The sequence below is a fragment of the Nocardioides sp. Z21_20 genome, assembly GCF_059766585.1.
Genome location: NZ_JCBAJX010000003.1, coordinates 357912 through 380105, shown reverse-complemented (window position 1 = coordinate 380105; position 22194 = coordinate 357912). Strand labels below are relative to the sequence as shown.

23 protein-coding genes are annotated in these 22194 nt (G+C 72.2%); 20 read left to right on the top strand and 3 right to left on the bottom strand.

Annotated elements, in window-relative coordinates; translation table 11 throughout:
* Positions 1 to 8: 8 nt before the first annotated feature.
* From AC6EH9_RS08375 to AC6EH9_RS08315, 13 genes are all read left to right on the top strand, one after another.
* Positions 9 to 425, top strand: a complete 417-nt coding sequence (locus AC6EH9_RS08375) for a VOC family protein (protein ID WP_498422146.1) — start codon at positions 9 to 11, stop codon at positions 423 to 425.
* Positions 422 to 1108: a 4a-hydroxytetrahydrobiopterin dehydratase gene (locus tag AC6EH9_RS08370; RefSeq protein ID WP_498422145.1), complete on the top strand. Its 687-nt coding sequence runs from the start codon at positions 422 to 424 to the stop codon at positions 1106 to 1108. Before AC6EH9_RS08375 ends, AC6EH9_RS08370 begins: the two co-directional genes overlap by 4 nt.
* Before the next feature lie 278 nt (positions 1109 to 1386).
* Positions 1387 to 3165 carry an acetolactate synthase large subunit gene (locus AC6EH9_RS08365; RefSeq protein WP_498422142.1) on the top strand — a complete coding sequence of 593 codons (1779 nt, stop codon included), beginning with the start codon at positions 1387 to 1389 and terminating at the stop codon, positions 3163 to 3165.
* A gap of 11 nt (positions 3166 to 3176) precedes the next feature.
* Entirely contained in the window at positions 3177 to 3734 is a 558-nt protein-coding gene (ilvN, locus tag AC6EH9_RS08360; RefSeq protein ID WP_498422141.1) for an acetolactate synthase small subunit, read from the top strand.
* A gap of 149 nt (positions 3735 to 3883) precedes the next feature.
* Positions 3884 to 4912 (top strand): ketol-acid reductoisomerase, encoded by a 1029-nt coding sequence (gene ilvC, locus AC6EH9_RS08355; RefSeq protein ID WP_498422140.1) that lies wholly within the window; start codon positions 3884 to 3886, stop codon positions 4910 to 4912.
* 162 nt (positions 4913 to 5074) lie between these two features.
* Positions 5075 to 5968 (top strand): iron uptake transporter permease EfeU, encoded by an 894-nt coding sequence (gene efeU, locus AC6EH9_RS08350; protein WP_498422138.1) that lies wholly within the window; start codon positions 5075 to 5077, stop codon positions 5966 to 5968.
* 59 nt (positions 5969 to 6027) lie between these two features.
* Positions 6028 to 7170: an iron uptake system protein EfeO gene (gene efeO, locus AC6EH9_RS08345; protein ID WP_498422137.1), complete on the top strand. Its 1143-nt coding sequence runs from the start codon at positions 6028 to 6030 to the stop codon at positions 7168 to 7170.
* Complete coding sequence (gene efeB / locus AC6EH9_RS08340; RefSeq protein WP_498422273.1) at positions 7167 to 8486, top strand: iron uptake transporter deferrochelatase/peroxidase subunit; 1320 nt, start codon at positions 7167 to 7169, stop codon at positions 8484 to 8486. The genes efeO and efeB overlap by 4 nt, the downstream gene beginning before the upstream one ends.
* Before the next feature lie 46 nt (positions 8487 to 8532).
* Positions 8533 to 9240 (top strand): DsbA family oxidoreductase, encoded by a 708-nt coding sequence (locus tag AC6EH9_RS08335; protein ID WP_498422134.1) that lies wholly within the window; start codon positions 8533 to 8535, stop codon positions 9238 to 9240.
* 63 nt (positions 9241 to 9303) lie between these two features.
* A complete protein-coding gene (argG, locus tag AC6EH9_RS08330) occupies positions 9304 to 10737 on the top strand; it encodes an argininosuccinate synthase (RefSeq protein ID WP_498422132.1) in 1434 nt (477 codons plus the stop codon).
* Between the two features lie 127 nt (positions 10738 to 10864).
* A complete protein-coding gene (locus AC6EH9_RS08325; protein WP_498422130.1) occupies positions 10865 to 11317 on the top strand; it encodes a YbaB/EbfC family nucleoid-associated protein in 453 nt (150 codons plus the stop codon).
* The gene (locus tag AC6EH9_RS08320) at positions 11314 to 11658 is read left to right on the top strand and encodes a type VII secretion target (RefSeq protein WP_498422129.1); all 345 of its coding nucleotides are present in this window, start codon (positions 11314 to 11316) and stop codon (positions 11656 to 11658) included. Before AC6EH9_RS08325 ends, AC6EH9_RS08320 begins: the two co-directional genes overlap by 4 nt.
* A complete protein-coding gene (locus AC6EH9_RS08315; RefSeq protein WP_498422127.1) occupies positions 11655 to 12530 on the top strand; it encodes a hypothetical protein in 876 nt (291 codons plus the stop codon). Before AC6EH9_RS08320 ends, AC6EH9_RS08315 begins: the two co-directional genes overlap by 4 nt.
* On the opposite strand, the gene AC6EH9_RS08310 is transcribed toward AC6EH9_RS08315, so the two are convergent.
* Complete coding sequence (locus AC6EH9_RS08310; RefSeq protein ID WP_498422125.1) at positions 12527 to 12664, bottom strand: hypothetical protein; 138 nt, start codon at positions 12662 to 12664, stop codon at positions 12527 to 12529. The genes AC6EH9_RS08315 and AC6EH9_RS08310 overlap by 4 nt on opposite strands.
* Before the next feature lie 287 nt (positions 12665 to 12951).
* Here AC6EH9_RS08310 and serA point away from each other — a divergent pair, with 287 nt between their 5' ends.
* A complete protein-coding gene (serA, locus tag AC6EH9_RS08305) occupies positions 12952 to 14538 on the top strand; it encodes a phosphoglycerate dehydrogenase (protein WP_498422124.1) in 1587 nt (528 codons plus the stop codon).
* Positions 14539 to 14577: 39 nt separating this feature from the next.
* Here the strand turns inward: serA and AC6EH9_RS08300 are convergent, their stop codons facing one another.
* A complete protein-coding gene (locus AC6EH9_RS08300; protein ID WP_498422122.1) occupies positions 14578 to 15846 on the bottom strand; it encodes a TerC family protein in 1269 nt (422 codons plus the stop codon).
* Positions 15847 to 15966: 120 nt separating this feature from the next.
* On the opposite strand from AC6EH9_RS08300, the gene yczE reads away from it, so the two are divergent.
* On the top strand, positions 15967 to 16674 hold the full coding sequence (gene yczE, locus AC6EH9_RS08295; protein ID WP_498422121.1) for a membrane protein YczE: 708 nt from the start codon (positions 15967 to 15969) through the stop codon (positions 16672 to 16674).
* On the opposite strand, the gene AC6EH9_RS08290 is transcribed toward yczE, so the two are convergent.
* Positions 16655 to 17221 (bottom strand): O-methyltransferase, encoded by a 567-nt coding sequence (locus AC6EH9_RS08290; RefSeq protein WP_498422119.1) that lies wholly within the window; start codon positions 17219 to 17221, stop codon positions 16655 to 16657. The genes yczE and AC6EH9_RS08290 overlap by 20 nt on opposite strands.
* Positions 17222 to 17589: 368 nt before the next feature.
* Here AC6EH9_RS08290 and AC6EH9_RS08285 point away from each other — a divergent pair, with 368 nt between their 5' ends.
* The 5 genes from AC6EH9_RS08285 (at position 17590) to AC6EH9_RS08265 (ending at position 22184) form a co-directional block, all read left to right on the top strand.
* Positions 17590 to 17715, top strand: coding sequence for a hypothetical protein (locus AC6EH9_RS08285; protein ID WP_498422118.1), 126 nt, complete (start codon positions 17590 to 17592; stop codon positions 17713 to 17715).
* Positions 17716 to 17725: 10 nt separating this feature from the next.
* Positions 17726 to 18826 (top strand): 3-isopropylmalate dehydrogenase, encoded by a 1101-nt coding sequence (locus AC6EH9_RS08280; protein ID WP_498422116.1) that lies wholly within the window; start codon positions 17726 to 17728, stop codon positions 18824 to 18826.
* A gap of 84 nt (positions 18827 to 18910) precedes the next feature.
* Entirely contained in the window at positions 18911 to 19987 is a 1077-nt protein-coding gene (locus AC6EH9_RS08275) for a branched-chain amino acid aminotransferase (RefSeq protein WP_498422114.1), read from the top strand.
* 13 nt (positions 19988 to 20000) lie between these two features.
* Complete coding sequence (locus tag AC6EH9_RS08270) at positions 20001 to 20402, top strand: MmcQ/YjbR family DNA-binding protein (protein ID WP_498422112.1); 402 nt, start codon at positions 20001 to 20003, stop codon at positions 20400 to 20402.
* A gap of 51 nt (positions 20403 to 20453) precedes the next feature.
* Positions 20454 to 22184, top strand: a complete 1731-nt coding sequence (locus AC6EH9_RS08265; RefSeq protein WP_498422110.1) for a serine/threonine-protein kinase — start codon at positions 20454 to 20456, stop codon at positions 22182 to 22184.
* The last annotated feature ends 10 nt before the right edge of the window (positions 22185 to 22194 follow it).

The window sequence follows — 22194 nt, the reverse complement described above, 5'->3', positions numbered from 1 at the left end:
GGCGTGGCATGGACCAGCGGATCAGCTTCATCACGCTCGCGGTGGCCGACCTCGACGCCAGCCGGCGGTTCTACCTCGACGGCCTGGGCTGGCAGGCGGCGCTGGAGGTGCCCGGCGAGGTGCTGATGATCAAGGCGGGGGAGCGGCTGGTGCTCTCGCTGTGGGACGCCGCCGCCTTCGAGGCCGAGGTGGGGCCGATCGCGCGAGGCGACGGGTTGGCACCGTTCGCGCTGGCGCACAACGTCGCCACCGACGCCGAGGTCGACGCGGCGCTGAGTACGGCGCGTGCAGCCGGCGCGGCGCCGGTCCACGACGCCGTGCAGCGCGAGTGGGGCGGCTACTCGGGCTACTTCGGCGACCCGGACGGCTACCGCTGGGAGATCGCCCGCAACCCCGGGCCGATCGGACAGGAGGTGCTGCCATGAGCCCCGCGCCCAGCGCCGAGGACAGCGTCCCGCTCAGCTCCGAGGAGGTGATCGCCGAGGAGCTGACCGACTGGCGCCAGCTGCTGCAGTCGCTGCACACCCGGCTGCGCACCGGCGACCACCGGACCGGGACGCGCCTGCTGCGCGCGATCGCCGAGGCGGCCGACGAGGAGGACCACCACCCCGACCTGGACCTGCGCTACGGACACCTCGACGTGCGGCTCACCAGCCACGACGTCCGGGCGGTCACCCTGCGCGACGTACGCCTGGCCCGGCGGATCAGCGAGCTCGCCGCCGAGGCGGGCGTCACCGCCGAGCCCCAGGCCGTGCAGGTCCTCGAGGTGGCCCTCGACACCCCCGACTACCGGCTGGTCAAGCCGTTCTGGCGGGCCGTGCTCGCCCTCGGCGACCACCCGACGTACGACGCGGAGCTGGGCGACCAGGGCGGCCCGCTGCCGGTGCTGTGGTTCCAGGAGGCGGTGACGCCACCGGGCCCCGACGTCGCGGGGCGCCAGCGCTTCCACCTCGACATCCACGTGCCGTACGACCACGCCGAGGAGCGGGTGTCCGCCGCGCTGGCGGCGGGTGGCACGATGGTGGACGAAGCCGAGGCCCCGACCTTCTGGGTCCTGGCGGACGCGGAGGGGAACAAGGCCTGTGTCTGCACCTGCCTAGGGCGCTGACGCGGGTCGGGGCCGGCCGCCGGACGTGTTGAACGACGTGATGCGCCAACATGTGAGATTCGGATACCAACATATGGGACGCGTGACACACTCGCTTGACGCCGGACGGCGCCAACCACGAACGTAGGTGCATGCGCATGGACCTCCTTGTATGCACGCGACGCGTGAGCTGAGACCCCTCGTCTCACCGCACACGCGTCCGCCCCTCGCTGCCGTCAGGCCGAGGGGTTTTTTGTTGGTCCGAGCAGCACCAGATCGCAAGACAGACGGGAACGAACATGGCCGAGCAGGGCAGTCAGAGTCAGGGTCAGATCACCGGCGCCCAGAGCCTGATCAAGTCGCTCGAGTGCGCGGGCGCGGAGAACATCTTCGGCATCCCGGGCGGCGCGATCCTCCCGGCGTACGACCCGCTGATGGACTCCACCCGGATCCGCCACATCCTGGTCCGCCACGAGCAGGGAGCCGGCCACGCCGCTCAGGGGTACGCCTCGGCGACCGGCCGGGTGGGCGTGTGCATGGCGACCTCCGGCCCGGGCGCGACCAACCTGGTCACCCCGATCGCGGATGCCTACATGGACTCCGTGCCGATGGTCGCGGTGACCGGTCAGGTCGGCGCCTCCTCGATCGGCACCGACGCCTTCCAGGAGGCGGACATCCGCGGCATCACCATGCCGATCACCAAGCACAACTTCCTGGTCACCGACCCCGCGGAGATCCCGCGCACGGTCGCGGAGGCCTTCCACATCGCCTCGACCGGCCGGCCTGGCCCGGTGCTGGTCGACGTGGCCAAGTCGGCGCTGCAGGCGATGACCGACTTCCGCTGGCCCGGCGAGCTGCAGCTCCCCGGCTACCGGCCCGTCACCCGTCCGCACAGCAAGCAGATCCGTGAGGCGGCCCGGCTCATCCTGGAGTCGCGCCGCCCGGTGCTCTACGTCGGTGGCGGCACCATCCGCGCCCGTGCCTCCGAGGAGCTGCGCGTGCTCGCCGAGCTGACCGGCATGCCGGTGGTCACCACGCTGATGGCGCGCGGCGCGTTCCCCGACAGCCACCCGCAGCACCTGGGCATGCCGGGCATGCACGGGTCGGTGGCGGCCGTGGCCGCCCTGCAGCGCAGCGACCTGATCATCAGCCTGGGCGCCCGCTTCGACGACCGGGTCACCGGCAACCTCGACTCGTTCGCGCCCTCGGCCAAGGTGATCCACGCCGATATCGACCCTGCCGAGATCGGCAAGAACCGCCACGCCGAGGTCCCGATCGTCGGCGACTGCCGCGAGGTCATCGCCGACCTGGTCGCCGCGCTGCGCGTCGAGGCCGACGCCGGCAACACCGGCGACTACGAGTCCTGGGTGCAGTTCCTGGCCGGGGTCAAGGTCAAGTACGCGCCCGGCTACGAGACCCCGCCGGGCGGCGCCCTCGCGCCGCAGTACGTGCTGGAGCGTCTCGGCGCCATCGCCGGGCCCGACACGATCTACACCTCCGGGGTGGGTCAGCACCAGATGTGGGCCGCCCAGTTCATCAAGTACGAGCGCCCCAACACCTGGCTCAACTCCGGGGGCCTCGGCACGATGGGCTACTCGGTGCCCGCCGCGATGGGGGCCAAGGTGGGCTGCCCGGACACCACGGTCTGGGCGATCGACGGCGACGGCTGCTTCCAGATGACCAACCAGGAGCTCGCCACCTGTGCCATCGAGGGCATCCCGATCAAGGTCGCGGTGATCAACAACGAGTCGCTCGGCATGGTGCGCCAGTGGCAGACGCTCTTCTACAACGAGCGCTACTCCAACACCAACCTCCAGCGCCACGGCGGGCCCATCCGGATCCCCGACTTCGTGAAGCTCGCCGACGCCTACGGCTGCGTGGGACTCTCCTGCGACAGCCCGGCCGACGTCGACGCGGTGATCAACAAGGCGATGGAGATCGACGACGTGCCCGTGGTGGTGGACTTCCGCGTCCACCGCGATGCGATGGTGTGGCCGATGGTGGCCGCCGGCACCAGCAACGACGACATCAAGTACGCCCGCGACCTGGCCCCCCAGTTCGACGAAGACGACCTCTGAGGAGCAGCGCAATGACCAAGCACACCCTCTCGGTCCTGGTCGAGAACAAGCCGGGCGTCCTGACGCGCATCGCCGGTCTCTTCAGCCGCCGGGGCTTCAACATCGACAGCCTGGCCGTCGGGCCCACCGAGCACCCCGAGGTCTCCCGGATGACGATCGTCGTCAACGTCGAGACCTCGCCGCTCGAGCAGGTCACCAAGCAGCTCAACAAGCTGGTCGAGGTGATCAAGATCGTCGAGCTCGACCCCGGCGCGAGCGTGACCCGCGAGCTGATGCTGGTCAAGGTGCGCGCCGACGCCGAGACCCGCGGTCAGGTGCTGGACACCGTCCAGATCTTCCGGGCCAAGGTCATCGACGTCGCCACCGACGCGGTCACCATCCAGATCACCGGGAACGCCGCCAAGCTGGCCGACTTCCTGCGGGTGCTCGAGCCGTTCGGCATCCGTGAGCTCGTCCAGTCGGGCATGGTCGCCATCGGCCGCGGCTCGCGCTCGATCACCGAGCGCACCCTGCGCCCGGTCCCGGTGCCGGTCCCGGCGCCACCGGTCGGGGCCTCGACCCTCGGCTGAGGCCGGCCTCGGGCTGTCGGTTTCCCCGGCCGGCCGGGGAAACCTGAACCGGGCGGGCGAAACTTCGCCCGACATGTTCAGCGATTGCCCTCTGTTCCTCACTGAGCACCACAATTCACGCATGATCCACACCATGAAGGAGAGCCCCTGTGGCTGAGATGTTCTACGACGACGACGCCGACCTGACCCTGATCCAGGGCAAGAGCGTTGCGGTCCTCGGGTACGGCAGCCAGGGTCACGCCCACTCGCTGTCCCTGCGCGACTCGGGCGTCGACGTCCGCATCGGCCTGCCCGAGGGATCCAAGAGCCGGGCCAAGGCCGAGGCCGAGGGGCTGCGGGTGCTCACCCCGGCCGAGGCGGCCGCCGAGGCCGACGTGATCGTGATCCTGGCCCCCGACCAGGTCCAGCGCGACCTCTACGCCAAGGACGTCGAGCCCAACCTGGTCCCCGGCGACACCCTGGTCTTCGGCCACGGCTTCAACATCCGCTTCGGCTACATCACCCCGCCTGAGGGCGTCGACGTCTTCATGGTCGCCCCCAAGGGCCCCGGCCACCTGGTCCGTCGCGAGTACGTCGACGGGCGCGGCGTGCCGGTGCTCGTCGCGGTCGAGAAGGACCCCTCCGGCAACGCCTGGCCGCTGGCGCTGTCCTACGCCAAGGCCATCGGCGGCCTGCGCGCGGGCGGCATCAAGACCACGTTCACCGAGGAGACCGAGACCGACCTGTTCGGTGAGCAGGCCGTGCTCTGCGGCGGCGCCTCGCAGCTGGTCATGTACGGGTTCGAGGTCCTCACCGAGGCCGGCTACCAGCCCGAGGTCGCCTACTTCGAGTGCCTGCACGAGCTCAAGCTGATCGTCGACCTGATGTACGAGGGCGGCATCGCCAAGCAGCGCTGGTCGGTCTCCGACACCGCCGAGTACGGCGACTACGTCTCCGGCCCGCGCGTGATCGACGAGCGCGTCAAGGAGAACATGAAGGCCGTCCTGGCCGACATCCAGAACGGCGCGTTCGCCAAGCGCTTCATCGACGACCAGGACGCCGGCAGCCCGGAGTTCAAGGAGCTGCGCGCCAAGGGCGAGCAGCACCCGATCGAGGCCACCGGCCGCGAGCTGCGCAAGCTGATGAGCTGGGTGAAGTCGCACGACTCCGACTACGTGGAGGGCACCGCGACGCGCTGAGCCCCCTTGCGGCTTTCACGAGTTAACTCGTGAAACCCCCGCTTCCCACACGAAGGAACACGTGGGAAGCGGGGGTTTCGTGTTCCCAGTGCGGCGCGCAGAGACGCCCGCCATGCCGAATAAGGTTAGGCAAACCTAATCTTCTCCGGCTATGCTCAGCGGGTGTTCGCCAACTACCTGATCGGGCTGCGCGAGGGCCTCGAGGCCGCGCTCGTCGTGAGCATCCTGGTCGCCTACCTCGTCAAGTCCGAGCGTCGAGAGCTGCTGCCCCGGATCTGGGCGGGGGTGGCCGTCGCGGTCGCGGTCAGCCTGGGCTTCGGTGCGCTGCTCACCTACGGACCCCGCGGCCTCACCTTCGAGGCCCAGGAGCTGATCGGCGGCACGCTGTCGATCGTCGCGGTGGGCTTCGTGACCTGGATGGTGTTCTGGATGGCGAACGCCGCGCGCACCCTCAGTGGCGAGCTGCGCGGCCAGATCGACCGGGCCGCCGAGGGCAGCCGCTGGTCGCTGGTGCTGGTCGCCATCCTCGCGGTCGGCCGCGAGGGCCTCGAGACCGCGCTGTTCCTCTGGGCGGCCACCCGCGCCGCGACCCGCGACGGCGCCGGCCCGGTCGCCGCCACCTGGGAGCCGCTGCTCGGCGCCGGCCTGGGCATCGCCACCGCCGTCGTGCTGGGCTACCTGATCTACCGCGGCGCGATCTCGATCAACCTGAGCCGCTTCTTCACCTGGACCGGCGGGTTCCTCGTGGTGGTGGCCGCCGGCGTGCTGTCCTACGGCGTGCACGACCTGCAGGAGGCCCGCTTCCTGCCCGGGCTGAACGACCTCGCCTTCGACGTCTCCGACGTCATCGACCCCAGCACCTGGTACGCCGCGCTGCTCAAGGGCATCTTCAACTTCTCCCCGGCCACCACCTGGCTCGAGGCGATCGCCTGGGCGGCCTACCTGGTGCCCACCATGACCCTCTTCCTGTACGCCGTGCACCGCCGCTCGGGCGCCGCGCCGGCACGCCCCTCGGCCCCCGCCGAGAGGTCGACGCCGGCCACGCCGTCGTCCTGATCCCCCCACCCTCCTCTCCTCAGAAGGACACCGCTCCCATGCAGCTACGCAGGATCCCCTTGGCCGCCGCTCTCCTGGTGGCCCTCCCGGCCCTGACCGCGTGCACCGAGAACACCACGGCCGAGGCCGGTGACGAGCGCGCGCTCACGGTCCGCTCCACCGACGACGCCTGCGAGGTCTCCGCGGTCGAGGCCCCCGCCGGCAACCTGACCTTCGACGTCACCAACGACGGCTCCCAGGTGACCGAGTTCTACCTGCTCGCCGAGGACGGCCTGCGGATCGTCGGCGAGGTCGAGAACGTCGGCCCCAACCTGCAGCGCCAGCTGGTCGTCTCGGTGCCCGCCGGGAAGTACGTCACGGCCTGCAAGCCCGGCATGAAGGGCGAGGGGATCCGCGCCGACTTCACCGCCACCGACTCCGGCGAGGACGTCGAGGTGGCCGGCGACGACGACGAGCTGGTCGCGCAGGCCACCAGCAACTACGCGGCGTACGTGCAGGACCAGTCCGACCAGCTGCTGCTCAAGACCGCGCAGTTCGTGCGCCTGTACAAGAGCGGCCAGGACGAGGAGGCGCGCGAACTCTACCCGCGGGCCCGCGTCCACTGGGAGCGCATCGAGACGGTGGCGGAGTCCTTCGGCGACCTCGACCCCAAGATGGACGCCCGTGAGGCGGACCTCGAGCCGGGCCAGAAGTGGACCGGCTGGCACCTGATCGAGAAGGACCTGTGGCCGGCCCGCGCCGAGGGCTACCAGCCGCTCACCGACCGCGAGCGCGCGACGTACGCCGACGACCTGCTGGCCAACACCAAGACCCTCGACGAGCGCCTGCAGAAGCTCGAGTTCACCCTCGACCAGATCGCCAACGGCTCGCGCGGCCTGCTCGAGGAGGTCGCCACCGGCAAGGTCACCGGCGAGGAGGAGTACTGGTCGCGCACCGACCTGTACGACTTCCAGGCCAACGTCGACGGCGCCAAGGTCGCCTTCGACGGCGTCCGCCCGGTCCTGGAGAAGAAGGACGACGAGCTCGCCGAGACCCTGTCGACCCGCTTCGAGGAGCTCCAGGTGCTCCTCGACGAGCAGCGCGTCGGCGACGGGTTCCGTGGCTACGACGAGCTCAGCCAGGACGAGGTCAAGGAGCTGAAGGTGTCGGTCGACGCCCTCTCCGAGCCTTTGTCGCGCCTCACCGCGGCGGTGCTGTCCTGACCGAGCACGAGACGCACGAGGTCGCCCCGGAGCCCCCGGGGCGGCCCGCGCCGCGCCCGGCCGGCGGGCTCTCGCGGCGCGGACTGGTGGGCGGGGGAGCGGCCGCGGTCGGCGTGGCCGCTGGCGCCTTCGCGGCCGGCCGGGCCACCGCCGCCGCCGAGCCGGCCCCCTCGCCGGGCCGGCGCACCTACGCCTTCCACGGCAAGCACCAGGCAGGCATCGTCACCCCCGCCCAGGACCGGCTGCACTTCGCGGCCTTCGACGTCACCACCGGCTCGCGCAGCCAGCTGATCGCGCTGCTGCAGGCCTGGACCGAGGCCGCCGAGCGGCTGGTCCGCGGTGAGCCGGCCGGGCCGATCGGGCCGGTGGAGGGCGACTTCCGGCTGCCGCCCGACGACACCGGCGAGGCGATCGGCCTGCCCGCGGCGGGCCTGACGATCACCTTCGGGTTCGGGCCGAGCCTGTTCCGCGACGCACAGGGACGCGACCGCTTCGGGCTCGCCGACCGGCAGCCGGCCGCGCTGCAGCCGATGCCGCACTTCCCGGCCGACCGGCTCGACCCGGCGCGCTCGGACGGCGACCTGTGCGTCCAGGCCTGCGCCGACGACCCGCAGGTGGCTGTCCACGCCATCCGCAACCTCGCCCGGATCGGGTTCGGCACCGTCGCGGTGCGCTGGTCGCAGCTGGGCTACGGGCGGACCTCGACCACCTCGACGGCGCAGGAGACCCCGCGCAACCTCTTCGGGTTCAAGGACGGCACCAAGAACGTGATGGCCGAGGAGACCAAGGCCCTCGAGGAGCACGTCTGGGTCCAGCCCGGCGACGACCCGGCGCAGTGGCTCGCCGGCGGCTCCTACCTCGCCGTACGGCGGGTGAACATGGCCATCGAGGTCTGGGACCGCCAGCCGCTGGGCGACCAGGAGGGGTTCATCGGGCGCACCAAGGGCACCGGCGCCCCGATGTCGGGGGGAGAGGAGCACGACGAGCCCGACTTCGACCTGCCCGGACGGGACGGGCCGATCGTGCCGGTCGACTCCCACGTCGCGGTGGTGCACCCCAGCCGCCACGACGGGGCGCGGATGCTGCGCCGCGGCTACAACTTCGTCGACGGCAGCGACCCGCTGGGCGGGCTCAACGCCGGGCTGTTCTTCCTGGCCTACGTCCGCGACCCCCGCACGCACTTCATCCCGATCCAGATGCGGATGTCGAAGGTCGACACGCTGATGGAGTACCTGGAGTTCACCGGCTCGGCGCTCTTCGCGATCCCGCCCGGGGTGCGCGAGGGCGAGTACGTCGGGCAGTCGCTGTTCGGCTGAGCCCGGCGACGGGAACAGCCGGACCGGCCCCGGCGTTGGCACCCACGTGAGAATCGAGATCTGGTCCGACGTCGTGTGTCCCTGGTGCTACGTCGGCAAGCGCCGCCTGGAGAAGGCGCTGGCCGGCTTCACCAGGCGCGACGAGGTGGAGGTGGTCTACCGCTCCTTCGAGCTCGACCCGTCCGCCCCGGCGCACGGCCACGAGCTCACCGAGGTGTCGCTGTCGCGCAAGTACGGCACCGACCTCGCCACGATGCGCCAGATGCAGCAGCAGCTGAGCGAGACCGCCGCCGAGGAGGGCCTGGCCTTCCGGCTCTCCGAGACCGTGCACACCAAGACCGTCGACGCGCACCGGTTGCTCCACCTCGCCCTGGACGCCGGCGGCCCGGCGCTGCAGGAGTCGCTCAAGGAGGCCCTGCTCGCGGCGTACTTCGTGCGCGCCGAGAACGTCGGCGACCACGGCGTGCTGCGCGCGGTGGCGGTGGGCGCCGGGCTCGACCCCCGCCGCGTCGACGAGGTGCTCGCCGGCAGCGAGTACGGCGACGAGGTGGCCGCCGACGTGGCCCAGGCCCGGGCGTACGGCGCGAGCGGCGTCCCGTTCTTCGTCGTCGACCAGCGCTACGCCATCTCCGGCGCCCAGCCGGTCGAGGTGTTCGCGCGTGCCCTGGACCGGGCCTGGGCGGACTCCCGGCCCGCCCTGGAGACGCTCGGCGACGACGCCGCGGCGTGTGGTCCCGAGGGCTGCGCGATCTGATCCGGACGGCTGGAGGCGCCCCCGATTGTATAAACATGCAAAGGTGCGCATAAACTAGGGGACATGTCCAAGGTCCTCACCAGTCTCCCCGTCGGCGAACGCGTCGGCATCGCCTTCTCCGGAGGTCTCGACACCTCTGTCGCCGTCGCCTGGATGCGCGACAAGGGCGCCGTGCCCTGCACCTACACCGCCGACATCGGCCAGTACGACGAGCCCGACATCGCCTCGGTGCCCGCGCGGGCCGGCGCGTACGGCGCGGAGATCGCCCGCCTCGTGGACTGCCGCACGGCGCTCGTCGAGGAGGGGCTGGCCGCGCTGGCGTGCGGGGCGTTCCACATCCGCTCCGGCGGGCGCAGCTACTTCAACACGACGCCGCTGGGGCGCGCGGTGACCGGCACCCTGCTGGTGCGCGCCATGCACGAGGACGGCGTCGACATCTGGGGCGACGGGTCCACCTTCAAGGGCAACGACATCGAGCGCTTCTACCGCTACGGGCTGCTCGCCAACCCCGAGCTGCGCATCTACAAGCCCTGGCTGGACGCGGAGTTCGTCCACGAGCTCGGCGGCCGCACGGAGATGAGCCAGTGGCTCCTCGCCCACAACCTGCCCTACCGCGACAGCACCGAGAAGGCCTACTCCACCGACGCCAACATCTGGGGCGCCACCCACGAGGCCAAGACCCTGGAGCACCTCGACGTCTCCCTGGAGGTCGTCGAGCCGATCATGGGCGTGAAGTTCTGGGACCCCAGCGTGCGGATCGACTCCGAGGACGTCACCGTCCGCTTCGAGCAGGGCCGCCCGGTGGCGATCAACGGCGTCACGTACGCCGACCCGGTGGCGCTGGTGCAGGAGGCCAACGCGATCGGCGGCCGGCACGGCCTGGGCATGTCCGACCAGATCGAGAACCGGATCATCGAGGCCAAGTCGCGCGGCATCTACGAGGCGCCCGGGATGGCGCTGCTGTGGATCGCCTACGAGCGGCTCGTCAACGCGATCCACAACGAGGACACGATCGCCAACTACACCGCCCAGGGCCGCCAGCTCGGCCGGCTGCTCTACGAGGGCCGCTGGCTGGACCCGCAGGCGCTGATGATCCGCGAGTCGATCCAGCGCTGGATCTCCTCCCTGGTCACCGGCGAGGTCACCGTGCGGCTGCGTCGGGGAGAGGACTACACGATCCTGCGCACCGACGGCCCGGCGTTCTCCTACCACCCCGACAAGCTGTCGATGGAGCGCACCGAGAACGCCGCCTTCGGCCCGACCGACCGGATCGGCCAACTGACGATGCGCAACCTCGACATCGCCGACTCCCGCGCCAAGCTGGAGATGTACGCCAACCAGCCCGTCGAGCAGGGCCAGGTGCTGGTCGAGAACGGCACCCTGTTCGGCGAGCTGCCCGCGGGCGGCGCCGAGCGGATCACCGCGAACCCGCTGGTCGAGGGCGAGCTCAGCGACGAGGCGCTCGACGCCGCGGCGATGGAGTTCGGCACCGACTGACGCCGCGGGCGCCTCGGCGTCGTCCACAGCCTCGACAAGTCGGTGTTTCCTGGCCCTCGCCTCGGGCAGAGGAGTGGTCACCCGGCGCACGGCCGGGGCCACGGCGACCAGGACGCAGGGGGACGCGATGTCGACAGCACCCGGCATGCAGAGTGAGGAGCAGGCCCGGGCCTACGTCGAGGACCTCGTCCTCCGGGCGCGCGAGCAGGCCGAGGGGGCTCGCGCGCTGGCCGAGCGGCTCGAGGCCCTGACCTCACGCGGCTCCTCGGCGGACGGCACCTGCCAGGTCACGCTCGGCCACGGCGGCGGCCTCGTCGACCTGTGGCTCTCCCCGGCGCTGGCCCAGGCGCCGCCGCACGCCGTACGCCGCGTGGTCCTGGAGGCCAACGCGGCGGCGCGCCGGACGATGAGCGAGGACGTCGCGGCGCTCGCCGGCGCGCACCACGGCGAGGGCTCCGCGGCGGCCGAGGAGATCACCCGCCCGTTCGCCCGGATGCTGGCGGACCGGAGCCGCGCCGAGGAGGTCGCTCCGCCGCGTGCGGACCGCCCGGCCCCACCGTCCGGCGGAGTGCTGCGATGAGCCTCGCGGTGGACAGCGCCGCCCTGCGCGCGCACGCCGACGAGCTCGACCGGATCGCCGAGGCGGGGCGTGAGGCGGTGGACGCCGGGGCCCACGTGACGGTGCAGGGGGAGGCGTTCGGGCGCATCTGCGCGTTCATCGGCGGCGCCCTCGCTCCGGTCCAGGTGGCCGGCGTAGCCGCCGCCCACGAAGCCAACACGGTCGTCGAGGCGACCGGGCTGGGCGTGCGCGGCGCCGCCGGCGGCTTCGACGAGGCCGAGGACGCGGTCCTCGACGGCCTGGCCAGGATCGCGCGCCGCGTCGGCGAGGCGGCGGGCGAGCGCTGGGGGCTCGAGACATGAACACGCTGGTCGCGCAGGCCGGCGACTCCCGCTCCTGGCACACCGCAGCCGGGCCGCTGGACGCGATGGCCACCTCCGCGGAGGCGCTGGGGCGCGGCGACTGGGTCGAGGCCGGCCTGAACGGCGTCGCCTCGGGCCTGGAGAGCCTGAACGCGGCCGTCGACCCGCTGGGGGCCCTGGTGGCCGCCGGGGTGGGGCTGGCGATGGAGCGCTTCGACCCGCTGCACGCGTGGCTCGACGACCTGGTCGGCGACCCCGACCGGATCCACGGGTTCGCGCTCACCTGGGGCAACGTCGGCGCACGCATCCACGACAACGCCGAGGACTTCGCCCGCGCCGCGCGCGCCGCGTCGGCGCCCTGGGACGGTGTCGCCGCGCAGGCCTACGGCCTGTCCGCGGACGCGGTCGCCGCGGTCCTGCACGGCTACGGCGCCCTCACCCAGGGCGTCGGGTCGGCCACCGACCTGGCCGGCTCCCTGGTGGCCGGCGTGCGGGCGCTGGTGCGCGATGCGCTCAGCGAGTGCGTGGCCTACGCGCTCACCAAGATCGGTCGCCTGCTGACGCCGGACGCGCCCCGGGCGATCGCCGAGATCGTGGCCAAGGTGAGCGAGTGGACCGAGCGGGTCTCCACGTTCGTCCGCGCCCTGATCGCGACCATGGGGCGCCTGGGGCGACTCCTCGACGAGGTGATGGACGCGGTCGCCTCCCTGCAGCGCACGCTGCGCCGGGTGCTTGCCGAGCACCGGGCCCGTCCGGTCAGCCAGGGGCTCCGCCTGCGCGGTCCCGATCCGCACGGGCCGGCGCCGGCGAGCCTCGCCTACACCGTCGGCGCGAACGCGGCCAAGAACCAGGCCGGGCTGGACGACCGCTAGGAGCCTTCGCGGCGCGCCGACGCGACGTCGAACGGCGACGTGGTGATCTCCGCCATCGTGTCGCCGCCGGCGTTCGCCCTCGGGGTGTAGCCCCAGCCCGCCACCACAGGGCGTCGTTCGGTCCACGCGCTCATCCAGTGCCCGGTGCTCACGCAGACCGGCCCCGTTCGTCACCGGCCAGCAGCTGGACTACCACTGGTTCGCCTTCGCCGACATCGCGTCGTTCTCCTGGCTCGCGGGCCACGAACTCGACGTGCTCACCCTGAAGGGCTCCGGGGAGGGCGTCGGCTGCGCCGCGGACACCGGCTCGCCGAGCCGGTGGTCGGGTAGGCTGGTAGGGCGCACAGCGTCGTGCACGAGCGCTGACGCATCTGCGCCGGGCGGTCCGACATCCACGAACGAAGCATCGAGGGATCCCGCTGTGAGCAAGCCCGTCGTACTCATCGCCGAAGAGCTCAGCCCCGCCACGGTGGAGGCGCTCGGCCCGGACTTCGACATCCGCAGCTGCAACGGCGCCGACCGGGCTCAGCTGCTCGCCGCCATCGGTGACGCCGACGCGCTCCTGGTCCGCTCGGCCACCAAGGTGGACGCCCAGGCGCTGGCCGCGGCCAAGCGGCTCAAGGTGGTCGCCCGCGCCGGGGTCGGTCTCGACAACATCGACGTGCGCGCCGCCACCCAGGCGGGGGTGATGGTGGTCAACGCGCCCACCTCGAACATCATCTCGGCCGCCGAGCTCGCGGTCGCGCTGATGCTCGCGGCGGCTCGCCACGTCGCGCCGGCAGACGCGGCGCTGCGGGCGGGGGAGTGGAAGCGCTCGCGCTACACCGGGACCGAGCTCTACGAGAAGACCCTCGGCATCGTCGGCCTCGGACGCGTCGGGGTGATGGTGGCCCAGCGGCTCAGCGCCTTCGGGATGCGCGTCATCGCCTACGACCCCTACGTCCAGGCCGGGCGGGCCGCGCAGATGGGGGTGCGCCTGGTCGACCTCGACACGCTGCTGGCCGAGGCCGACTTCATGTCGGTCCATCTCCCGCGCACACCGGAGACGCTGGGCCTGATCGGCGCCGCCGAGCTCGCCCGGGTCCGCCCGCACCTGGTGCTGGTCAACGCCGCCCGCGGCGGGATCGTCGACGAGACGGCCCTGTACTCGGCGCTCAAGGAGGGCCGCGTCGCCGCGGCCGGCCTCGACGTGTTCGCGCACGAGCCGTGCACCGACAGCCCGCTGTTCGAGCTGGAGAACGTCGTGGCCACCCCGCACCTGGGCGCCTCCACCGTCGAGGCCCAGGAGAACGCCGGCCTCGCCGTCGCCCGGTCCGTGCGGTTGGCGCTGGCCGGTGAGCTGGTCCCCGACGCGGTCAACGTCCAGGGCGGCGTGATCGCCGAGGACGTGCGCCCCGGCGTACCGCTCGCCGAGAAGCTCGGCCGGGTCTTCACCGCGCTCGCCGGCGAGGTCGCCCAGCAGATCGACGTGGAGGTCCGCGGCGAGATCGCCGAGTACGACGTGCGGGTGCTCGAGCTGGCCGCGCTCAAGGGCGTCTTCGCCGACGTGGTGGAGGAGCAGGTCTCCTACGTCAACGCGCCTCTGCTCGCCTCCGAGCGCGGCACCGCGGTGCGCCTGGTGACCGACCCGAGCAGCCCCGACCACCGCAGCCTGATCACCATCCGCGGCACCCTGGCGGACGGCTCGCAGGTCTCCGTCAGCGGCACCCTGGTCGGCATCCACCAGAAGGAGCGGCTGGTCGAGGTCAACGGCTTCGACCTCGACATCGAGCCCACCGACCACCTCGCCTTCTTGGCCTACCGGGACCGCCCGGGCATGGTCGGGACGGTGGGACGCATCCTCGGCGAGGCGCGGATCAACATCGCGGGCATGCAGGTCGCCCGCGACGTCCGGGGCGGCCGGGCGCTGGTCGCGATCTCGGTCGACACCGCGATCGGTGCCCACATCCTCGAGGAGATCCACACCTCGATGGACGCGCACCTGGTGCGCGCGGTCGATCTGGGCTGACCCCGGCCGGACCCGGCGGGTCCGGCCCCTGGGCCCGGCTTACGGCGTGGAGTCGCGCTTGGGGAGGTCGGCCGTCAGCGAGTCCGCCTTCGACGGGTAGCCGGGAGCGGCCGGCTCACGGCCCTGGGAGACCGCTCGCTCGTGCTCGGCGCGGGCCCGCTCCAGCAGCGCCATCAGCTCGTCCTCCTCGCGCACGATCGCGCGGTACTTCGGCTCCATCGCACGGATCTGCTCGCCCTCCTCGAGCAGGGCGCGGAAGACCCGCTCGCGCTCGGCGGGATCCGAGGTGTAGTCGAGGTCGAGGTAGTCGGTGGCGTGGCGTCGCGCGTTCATGATCGAGGTCTGGGCCTTGCCACGCTTGCTGAACAGCGAGGCCAGCACGGTGACCACGAGCGTGCCGACGATCACCGTGAGCGACAGCTCGGTGCTCACCTCGACCACCTTCACGTGCTCGCCGTCGTTGATGAACGGCAGGTTGTTCTCGTGCAGGGCGTGCAGGATCAGCTTCACGCCGATGAACGCCAGGATCGCGGCCAGGCCGTAGGAGAGGTAGATCAGGCGGTCGAGCAGGCCGTCGATGAGGAAGTACAGCTGGCGCAGGCCCAGCAGCGAGAACGCCGTCGCGGTGAAGACAATGAACGTGCTCTGGGTGAGGCCGAAGATCGCCGGGATCGAGTCGAGGGCGAAGAGGATGTCGGTGCCGCCGATGGCCACCATCACCAGCAGCATCGGGGTGAGCGCCCGCTTGCCGTCGTGGATCGTGAACATCTTGTCGCCGTCGTAGTAGTCGGTGGTGTGGAAGACCTTGCGGGCGACGCGGATGATGAAGTTGTCGGCCGAGTGCTCCTCCTCGCTCTCCGGCTTGAGCATGTTGCCGGCGGTGAGCAGCAGGATCAGCCCGAAGAGGTAGAACACCCAGGCGAACTGGTTGATCAGCGCGGCGCCGAGGAAGATGAAGCCGGTGCGGGCGATGAGCGCGAAGACGATGCCGAACAGCAGCACCTTCTGCTGGTCCTCGCGCGGGACCCGGAAGCTGGCCATGATGATCAGGAACACGAACAGGTTGTCGACCGAGAGCGCCTTCTCGGTGATGTAGCCGGCGAAGTACTCCGAGCCGGCGGTGCCGCCGGCCAGGACCCACACGCCGAGGCCGAACAACAGCGCTATCCCGACGTAGAGGGCCGACCAGATGGCCGCCTCCTTCAACGTCGGCACGTGCGCCTTGCGCACGTGGAAGACGAAGTCGAAGGCCAGCAAGGCCCCGATGAACGCGATGGTCAGACCCCAGGCGAGGGGAGTGGCTTCCATGGCTTTCACGATAGGCAACGTCCGGTAACGCCGCCCCCGCCCGCCTCAGACGGCCTCGCCTCGACGACCCGGCACCAGGGCCGCCGTCACCAGCACGCGGGGATCTGCTGGACTGGCGGGGTGCCCGCTCCGTCTCCCGGCCGCCGCCCGGTCCGCGCCCCGCTGAGCAGCCTTGGCCCGATCGACCAGCTGCGGGCGGGTCGGCTCGCGCGCCGGCTGCCCCAGCTCTATCTCGGGCTGCTGCTGTACGGCGCGTCCCTGGCGCTGATGGTGCGCGGCGGGCTCGGCCTCGCCCCGTGGGACGTGCTGCACTCCGGGGTGATCCGGCACGTGCCGCTCACCCTGGGGCAGACGGTCGTCGTGCTCAGCTTCGTGGTGCTGCTGGCCTGGATCCCGTTGCGCGAGGTGCCCGGCCTGGGCACGGTGTCCAACGCGGTGGTCGTGGGCCTGGCGGCGGACGCGACGCTGGCGGTCCTCCAGGCCCCCGACGGGCTCTGGGTCCGCGCGGCGCTGCTCGGCGGCGGGATCGTGCTCAACGCGCTGGCCACCGCGCTCTACATCGGCTCCCAGTTCGGGCGGGGCCCCCGCGACGGGCTGATGACCGGCCTGGCCCGCCGTACCGGGTGGCCCCTGGGGGTGGTGCGCACCGGGATCGAGCTGGCGGTGCTGGTCGTCGGGGTGCTGCTCGGGGGCGTGGCCGGGCTCGGCACGATCCTCTACGCGCTGAGCATCGGCCCGCTGGCCCAGCTGCTGCTGCCCTGGCTCACCGTCGAGCTGCGGGACCCGCCGCCGTCGCCGGCCGCACCGCTCAGCGGCGGGTCGCGATGAGGGCCGAGGCGTCGGGGGCGATCATCACCTCGACCGCGGTGAAGCGCTCGTCGGTGAGCCACTGCTCGCGCAGGGTGTCGACCCGGCCGTAGCTCACCGGAGGCCAGCCCTCGCACGGCACGAAGTCGTCGAGCACCACGATGCCGCCCGGCTCGACGAGGTCGGCGATCGAGTCGACGCCCACCTCCGAGGGGGTGCCCGAGTCGATGAACAACAGCGAGAACGGCCCCTTGTCGCGCAGCGTCGACCAGTCCGCGGCCAGCACCTCGACCTGCGCGTCGTCGACGAAGATCTCCGCGGCCGCGCCGGCCAGCTTGGCGTCGAGCTCGGCGGTCAGGATGCGGGCCCCCTCGCGCATGCCCGAGCGCAGCCACGCGGTGCCCACGCCGCAACCGGTGCCGAACTCGGCGAGGGTCCCGCCGCGGGTCGCGGCCAGGGTCGCGAGCAGGCGCCCCGTCTCGTTGCGGCAGAACGAGACGTAGCCCGCCTTGCGGGAGACGTCGAAGGCGCGGGAGACGATGCCGGGCAGCTCGGGCGGGTGACTCATGGGGTCGAGTGTTCCACCCCGCGGCCGCTGTCTCGCATCGTGAGCAGATGCGGGGGAACCTCGGCTGGGCCCGGGAGGCCGGTCCTAGACTGTGCCCATCATGCGGAGCGTCTACGTACTTATCGACTGCCGCGGCGAGGCCTTCTAAGCAAGGCCACCTCGCCGCGGTGTTCGGCGTTGACGGCCTTGCTTCCTCATCTGAAGACGCCTCCGCGGCGGCTCCGCCAGCAGCACGGCGTGACCCGCTCCCTCCTGGTCCGACGGACCCGGGCTGCCTCACGTGATCCGTGAGCACCTCCTCCGCTTCCTGCCGCGGGGCGTCCTCAGTGCACCCAGCACCCGACGTCCTCAGAGACAGGAGCACGACCATGTACGACATGTATCCCGAGTGGGGCCCGGCCAGCCACAACCCCGAGAACCCGCGCAGCCACGAGGCCGTGCAGTGGGCGCTTGACCTGCGAGACAATGGCGGCGCCCGCCCCGACGACAACTAGGCTCCGGCCCATGACTGACTCCTCGAACCTCCACGCGGCCGGCGCCTCCCACGGCCTCAAGCTCGCTGTCATCCCCGGCGACGGCATCGGCCAGGAGGTGACCGCCGAGGCCCTCAAGGTGCTCGAGGTGGCCGCCCCCGCGAGCGTGAAGTTCGAGCAGACCCGCTACGACCTCGGCGCCGAGCGCTACCTCGCCACCGGCGAGGTCCTGCCCGGCTCGGTGCTCGAGGAGATCCGCGCCCACGACGCGATCCTGCTCGGCGCGGTCGGCGGCAAGCCCAACGACCCGAACCTGCCGCCGGGCATCCTCGAGCGCGGGCTGCTGCTCAAGCTGCGCTTCGAGCTCGACCACTACGTGAACCTGCGCCCCTCGCGGATCTACCCGGGGGTGGCCTCGCCGCTGTCGGAGAGCGTGATCGGCGGGCGCGAGGTCGACTTCGTCGTCGTCCGTGAGGGCACCGAGGGGCCCTACACCGGCAACGGGGGAGCCCTGCGCGTCGGCACGCCGCAGGAGGTGGCCACCGAGGTCAGCGTGAACACCGCCTTCGGCGTCGAGCGGGTCGTGCGCGACGCGTTCGCCCGCGCCCAGCGTCGCCCGCGCCGCAAGCTGACCCTGGTCCACAAGACCAACGTGCTGGTCAACGCCGGCTCGGTGTGGTGGCGCCTGTTCCAGGAGGTGGCCGCGGAGTACCCCGAGGTGACCACCGACTACATGCACATCGACGCCGCGATGATCCACATGACCACCGACCCGGCGCGCTTCGACGTGATCGTCACCGACAACCTGTTCGGCGACATCATCACCGACCTCGCCGCCGCCATCACCGGCGGCATCGGCCTGGCCGCCTCGGGCAACGTCAACCCCGACCGGACCACGCCGTCGATGTTCGAGCCGGTGCACGGCTCCGCACCCGACATCGCCGGGCAGCAGAAGGCCGACCCGACCGCCGCGATCCTCTCCGCGTCGTTGCTCCTGGACCACCTCGGCTACGCCGCCGAGTCGGCCGCGATCGAGGCGGCGGTGCTCGCCGACCTGTCCGAGCGGACGCCGGGCAGCACCCGTCGTACCGCCGAGGTCGGCGACGCCATCGCCGCGCGAGTAGCCGGCTGACCCGACCCTCGCGTCCTCGACGCCGGGCACGGGTCTCCCGTGTCCGGCGTCCCCCATTTCCCCCCGATTGGATAGCGTGCCCTCATGCAGATCAGCACCACCTCCGCCACCGAGCGCGTCGACGACGCCAGGCTCGCCGAGATCCTGGCCAACCCCGGCTTCGGCAGGCACTTCACCGACCACATGCTCACTGTCGAGTGGACGCCCGAGCAGGGCTGGCACGACGCGCGGATCACGCCGTACGGGCCGATCTCGCTCGACCCGGCCACCGCGGTGCTGCACTACGCCCAGGAGATCTTCGAGGGCCTCAAGGCCTACCGCCACGCCGACGGATCGGTGTGGACGTTCCGCCCCGAGGCCAACGGTCAGCGGCTCGCCGCCTCCGCCCGGCGCCTCGCGCTGCCCGAGCTCGACGTCGCCGACTTCCTGCAGAGCGTCGACGAGCTCATCCGCGTGGACGAGCGCTGGGTGCCCGACTCCGAGGGCGAGAAGAGCCTCTACCTGCGCCCCTTCATGTTCGCCTCCGAGACGTTCCTCGGGGTGCGGCCCTCCCAGCACGTCACCTACATGGTGATCGCCTCGCCCGCCGGCGCCTACTTCAGCCAGGGCGTCAAGCCGGTCTCGCTGTGGCTCACCGAGGAGTACACCCGCGCCGGGCGCGGCGGGATGGGCGCGGCGAAGACCGGCGGGAACTACGCCAGCTCCCTGGTCGCCCAGCAGCTCGCGTCGGCCCAGGGCTGCGACCAGGTGGTCTTCCTCGACGCCCAGGAGGGCAAGTACGTCGAGGAGCTTGGCGGGATGAACATGTACTTCGTCTACGCCGACGGCCACATCGTGACCCCGGCGACCGGGACCATCCTGGAGGGCATCACCCGCTCCTCGATCATCGAGCTGGCCGGCAAGCTCGGCCACACCGTCGAGGAGCGGCGCTTCACGATCGACGAGTGGCGCGACGGGGTGACCAGCGGGGCGATCACCGAGGTCTTCGCCTGCGGCACCGCGGCGGTGGTCACGCCGGTCGGCTCGCTGAAGTGGGACGGCGGGGAGATCCCCTGCGCCTCCGAGGGCGGCGAGGTCACCATGCGGCTGCGCCAGGCGCTCGTCGACATCCAGTACGGACGGGCCGAGGACACCTTCGGCTGGATGCACCGGGTGCTCTGAGGTCGAGGCGGCGATGGCGCACCCGGTGATGTTCGACGAGGACGACCCGGTGCTCGCGCGCCTGCGCGAGGTCTGCCTGGCCCTGCCCGGCGCCGAGGAGATCGTCAGCCACGGTCGCCCGACCTACCGGGTGGGCAAGATGTTCGCGGTGTACGGCGGTGGGGTCAAGGTGCGACCCGGCGAGCACGAGGCGCACCCGCACGCGCTGCTGTTCAAGGCCGACCCGGGCGAGGTGGCGGCGCTCGACGAGGACTCGCGGTTCTTCCTGCCGGCCTACTACGGCCCCTTCGGGTGGCGCGGCATCGACCTGGACGCCGGCCCGGACTGGACCGAGGTCGGCGAGCTCGTCGACGCGTCGTACCGGCTGGTGGCGCCGCGGCGCCGGGTCGCCGAGCTCGACGCCCGCGAGGGCTGACCCCGCGTGGCTGGCGGTCGTCTCGCTGCCTCCGGGCGCTAACCTCGTGCGGTGACCACCTCGCCCTCAGCGCGCCCGCCCGGACCGATCAAGGTCGGCGAGTACACGCTGCTGACCCGCATCGGCGAGGGCGGCATGGGCGTGGTGCACCTGGCCCGCAAGCCCGGCGGCGAGCGCGTCGCCCTCAAGGTGCTGCGCCCGCACGTGGTCGGTGACGACGAGGCGCGCCAGCGGCTGGCCCGCGAGGTCGGCTCGCTGAGCCGGGTCCGCTCGCGGCGGGTGGCCGAGATCGTCGACGCCGACCCCTGGGGCGACATCCCGTTCGTGGCGACGCGCTACGTGCCGGGGCTGTCCCTGCACGACCACGTCCAGGCCGAGGGCACGGTGCACGGCGATGACCTGGTCTGGTTCGCGGGCTGCCTGGCCGAGGCGCTCGAGGCGGTGCACGCGGTCGGGGTGCTGCACCGCGACGTCAAGCCGTCCAACGTGCTGATGGAGGGACGCTCCCCGGTCCTCATCGACTTCGGGCTGGCCCGGCTCGCCGACGATCCCAAGCTCACCCACACCGGCTGGCTGCTGGGCACGCCGGGCTACCTCGCTCCCGAGATCCTGTACGGCGAGGAGGCCACTCCCGCCTCCGACGTGCACTCCTGGGCGGCGACCGTCGTCTACGCCGCGCTCGGCCGCTCGCCGTTCGGTCGCGGGCCGGCGATGGCGATCATGGACCGCGCCCGACGGGGCGAGCACGACCTGCGCGGCTTCCCCGAGGACGCCGGCCGCGAGCTGCGCCAGCTGGTCGAGGCCGCGCTCGATCCCGACCCGCTGCGCCGCCCCACGCTCGACACGCTGCTGGACCGGCTGGGTCCGCGCCTGGACCGGCTGGCGCCGGGGGCCGCGGCGAGCATGGAGCCGGAGCAGCTCACCATGCCCTTCGCCGCGGCGTACCCCCCGCACGGGCCGGCGGCCGACGACCCGGCGGACGCCGCCACCGACGTGATCGAGGAGCCGTGGGCCGGTGCGGAGCCGTGGCCGGTCGAGGACGGCTGGCCGGTCGAGGACGGCTGGGCGGGCGAGGACGGCTGGGCCGACGAGGAGCCGGCGGCACGGGCCACCGCGTTCCTGCCCCCCGAGCGCGAGCCCTACCAGGCGCCGCCGCCGGTCGACCACGAGGGGCCCTGGGCCGAGCCGGCGGCGTGGCAGCCCGAGCCGGCGCCGGTCTCGTTCCTGGAGAAGGTGCGCCGGTGGGTGCTGGTGGGCAGCGGTGCCGTGGCCCTCGGCGCCGGCGTCGCCGCCTTCCCCTACCTCGCGGTGACGCTGCTGGCCCTCGCGGTCTGGCTGCTGCGCGGCGGCTCGCTGGCCGCCAGTGCGGTGGGGGAGCGCCGCGCCCAGCGGGGCCGGCGCTGGTACGACGCGGTGGTGGCCTCGGTGGCCGCCCCGTGGCACCTGGTGCGCGCCGTACCGGGCACGCTGCTGCTGCTGTTGTGGGCGCTCGGACTGGCCACCGCGGCGGCGCTGCTCGGCTACGCGGCGTCCCTGGGGGTGGCGCCGACCCTGCTGGGCGCCGGGACGATGCTCGCCCTCGGCCTGTGGGTCGGCCCCGGGAGCGACCGGCTGAGCGGACCGGTCAACCGCGTCGTCCACCCGGTCTGCTCGGGTGCGGTGGGCTGGCTGGTGGCCACCGCGCTGGTCGTGGGGCTCGCCCTGCTCCTGCTCTCGGTGGGGGAGACCCGCGGCGTCGACTGGCTTCCAGCGCAGCAGCCGCCCCTGGACGGGCTGCGCTGAGCGGGCCGGA

Excerpts from the sequence above, each read along its gene's own strand:
- AC6EH9_RS08375 (WP_498422146.1), top strand. The coding sequence starts at position 9 with ATGGACCAGCGGATCAGCTTCATCACGCTCGCGGTGGCCGACCTCGAC.
- AC6EH9_RS08370 (WP_498422145.1), top strand. The coding sequence starts at position 422 with ATGAGCCCCGCGCCCAGCGCCGAGGACAGCGTCCCGCTCAGCTCCGAG.
- AC6EH9_RS08365 (WP_498422142.1), top strand. The coding sequence starts at position 1,387 with ATGGCCGAGCAGGGCAGTCAGAGTCAGGGTCAGATCACCGGCGCCCAG.
- ilvN (WP_498422141.1), top strand. The coding sequence starts at position 3,177 with ATGACCAAGCACACCCTCTCGGTCCTGGTCGAGAACAAGCCGGGCGTC.
- argG (WP_498422132.1), top strand. The coding sequence starts at position 9,304 with ATGTCCAAGGTCCTCACCAGTCTCCCCGTCGGCGAACGCGTCGGCATC.
- AC6EH9_RS08325 (WP_498422130.1), top strand. The coding sequence starts at position 10,865 with ATGTCGACAGCACCCGGCATGCAGAGTGAGGAGCAGGCCCGGGCCTAC.
- AC6EH9_RS08320 (WP_498422129.1), top strand. The coding sequence starts at position 11,314 with ATGAGCCTCGCGGTGGACAGCGCCGCCCTGCGCGCGCACGCCGACGAG.
- AC6EH9_RS08315 (WP_498422127.1), top strand. The coding sequence starts at position 11,655 with ATGAACACGCTGGTCGCGCAGGCCGGCGACTCCCGCTCCTGGCACACC.
- AC6EH9_RS08310 (WP_498422125.1), bottom strand. The coding sequence starts at position 12,664 with ATGAGCGCGTGGACCGAACGACGCCCTGTGGTGGCGGGCTGGGGCTAC.
- AC6EH9_RS08300 (WP_498422122.1), bottom strand. The coding sequence starts at position 15,846 with ATGGAAGCCACTCCCCTCGCCTGGGGTCTGACCATCGCGTTCATCGGG.
- AC6EH9_RS08290 (WP_498422119.1), bottom strand. The coding sequence starts at position 17,221 with ATGAGTCACCCGCCCGAGCTGCCCGGCATCGTCTCCCGCGCCTTCGAC.
- AC6EH9_RS08285 (WP_498422118.1), top strand. The coding sequence starts at position 17,590 with ATGTACGACATGTATCCCGAGTGGGGCCCGGCCAGCCACAACCCCGAG.
- AC6EH9_RS08280 (WP_498422116.1), top strand. The coding sequence starts at position 17,726 with ATGACTGACTCCTCGAACCTCCACGCGGCCGGCGCCTCCCACGGCCTC.
- AC6EH9_RS08275 (WP_498422114.1), top strand. The coding sequence starts at position 18,911 with ATGCAGATCAGCACCACCTCCGCCACCGAGCGCGTCGACGACGCCAGG.
- AC6EH9_RS08270 (WP_498422112.1), top strand. The coding sequence starts at position 20,001 with ATGGCGCACCCGGTGATGTTCGACGAGGACGACCCGGTGCTCGCGCGC.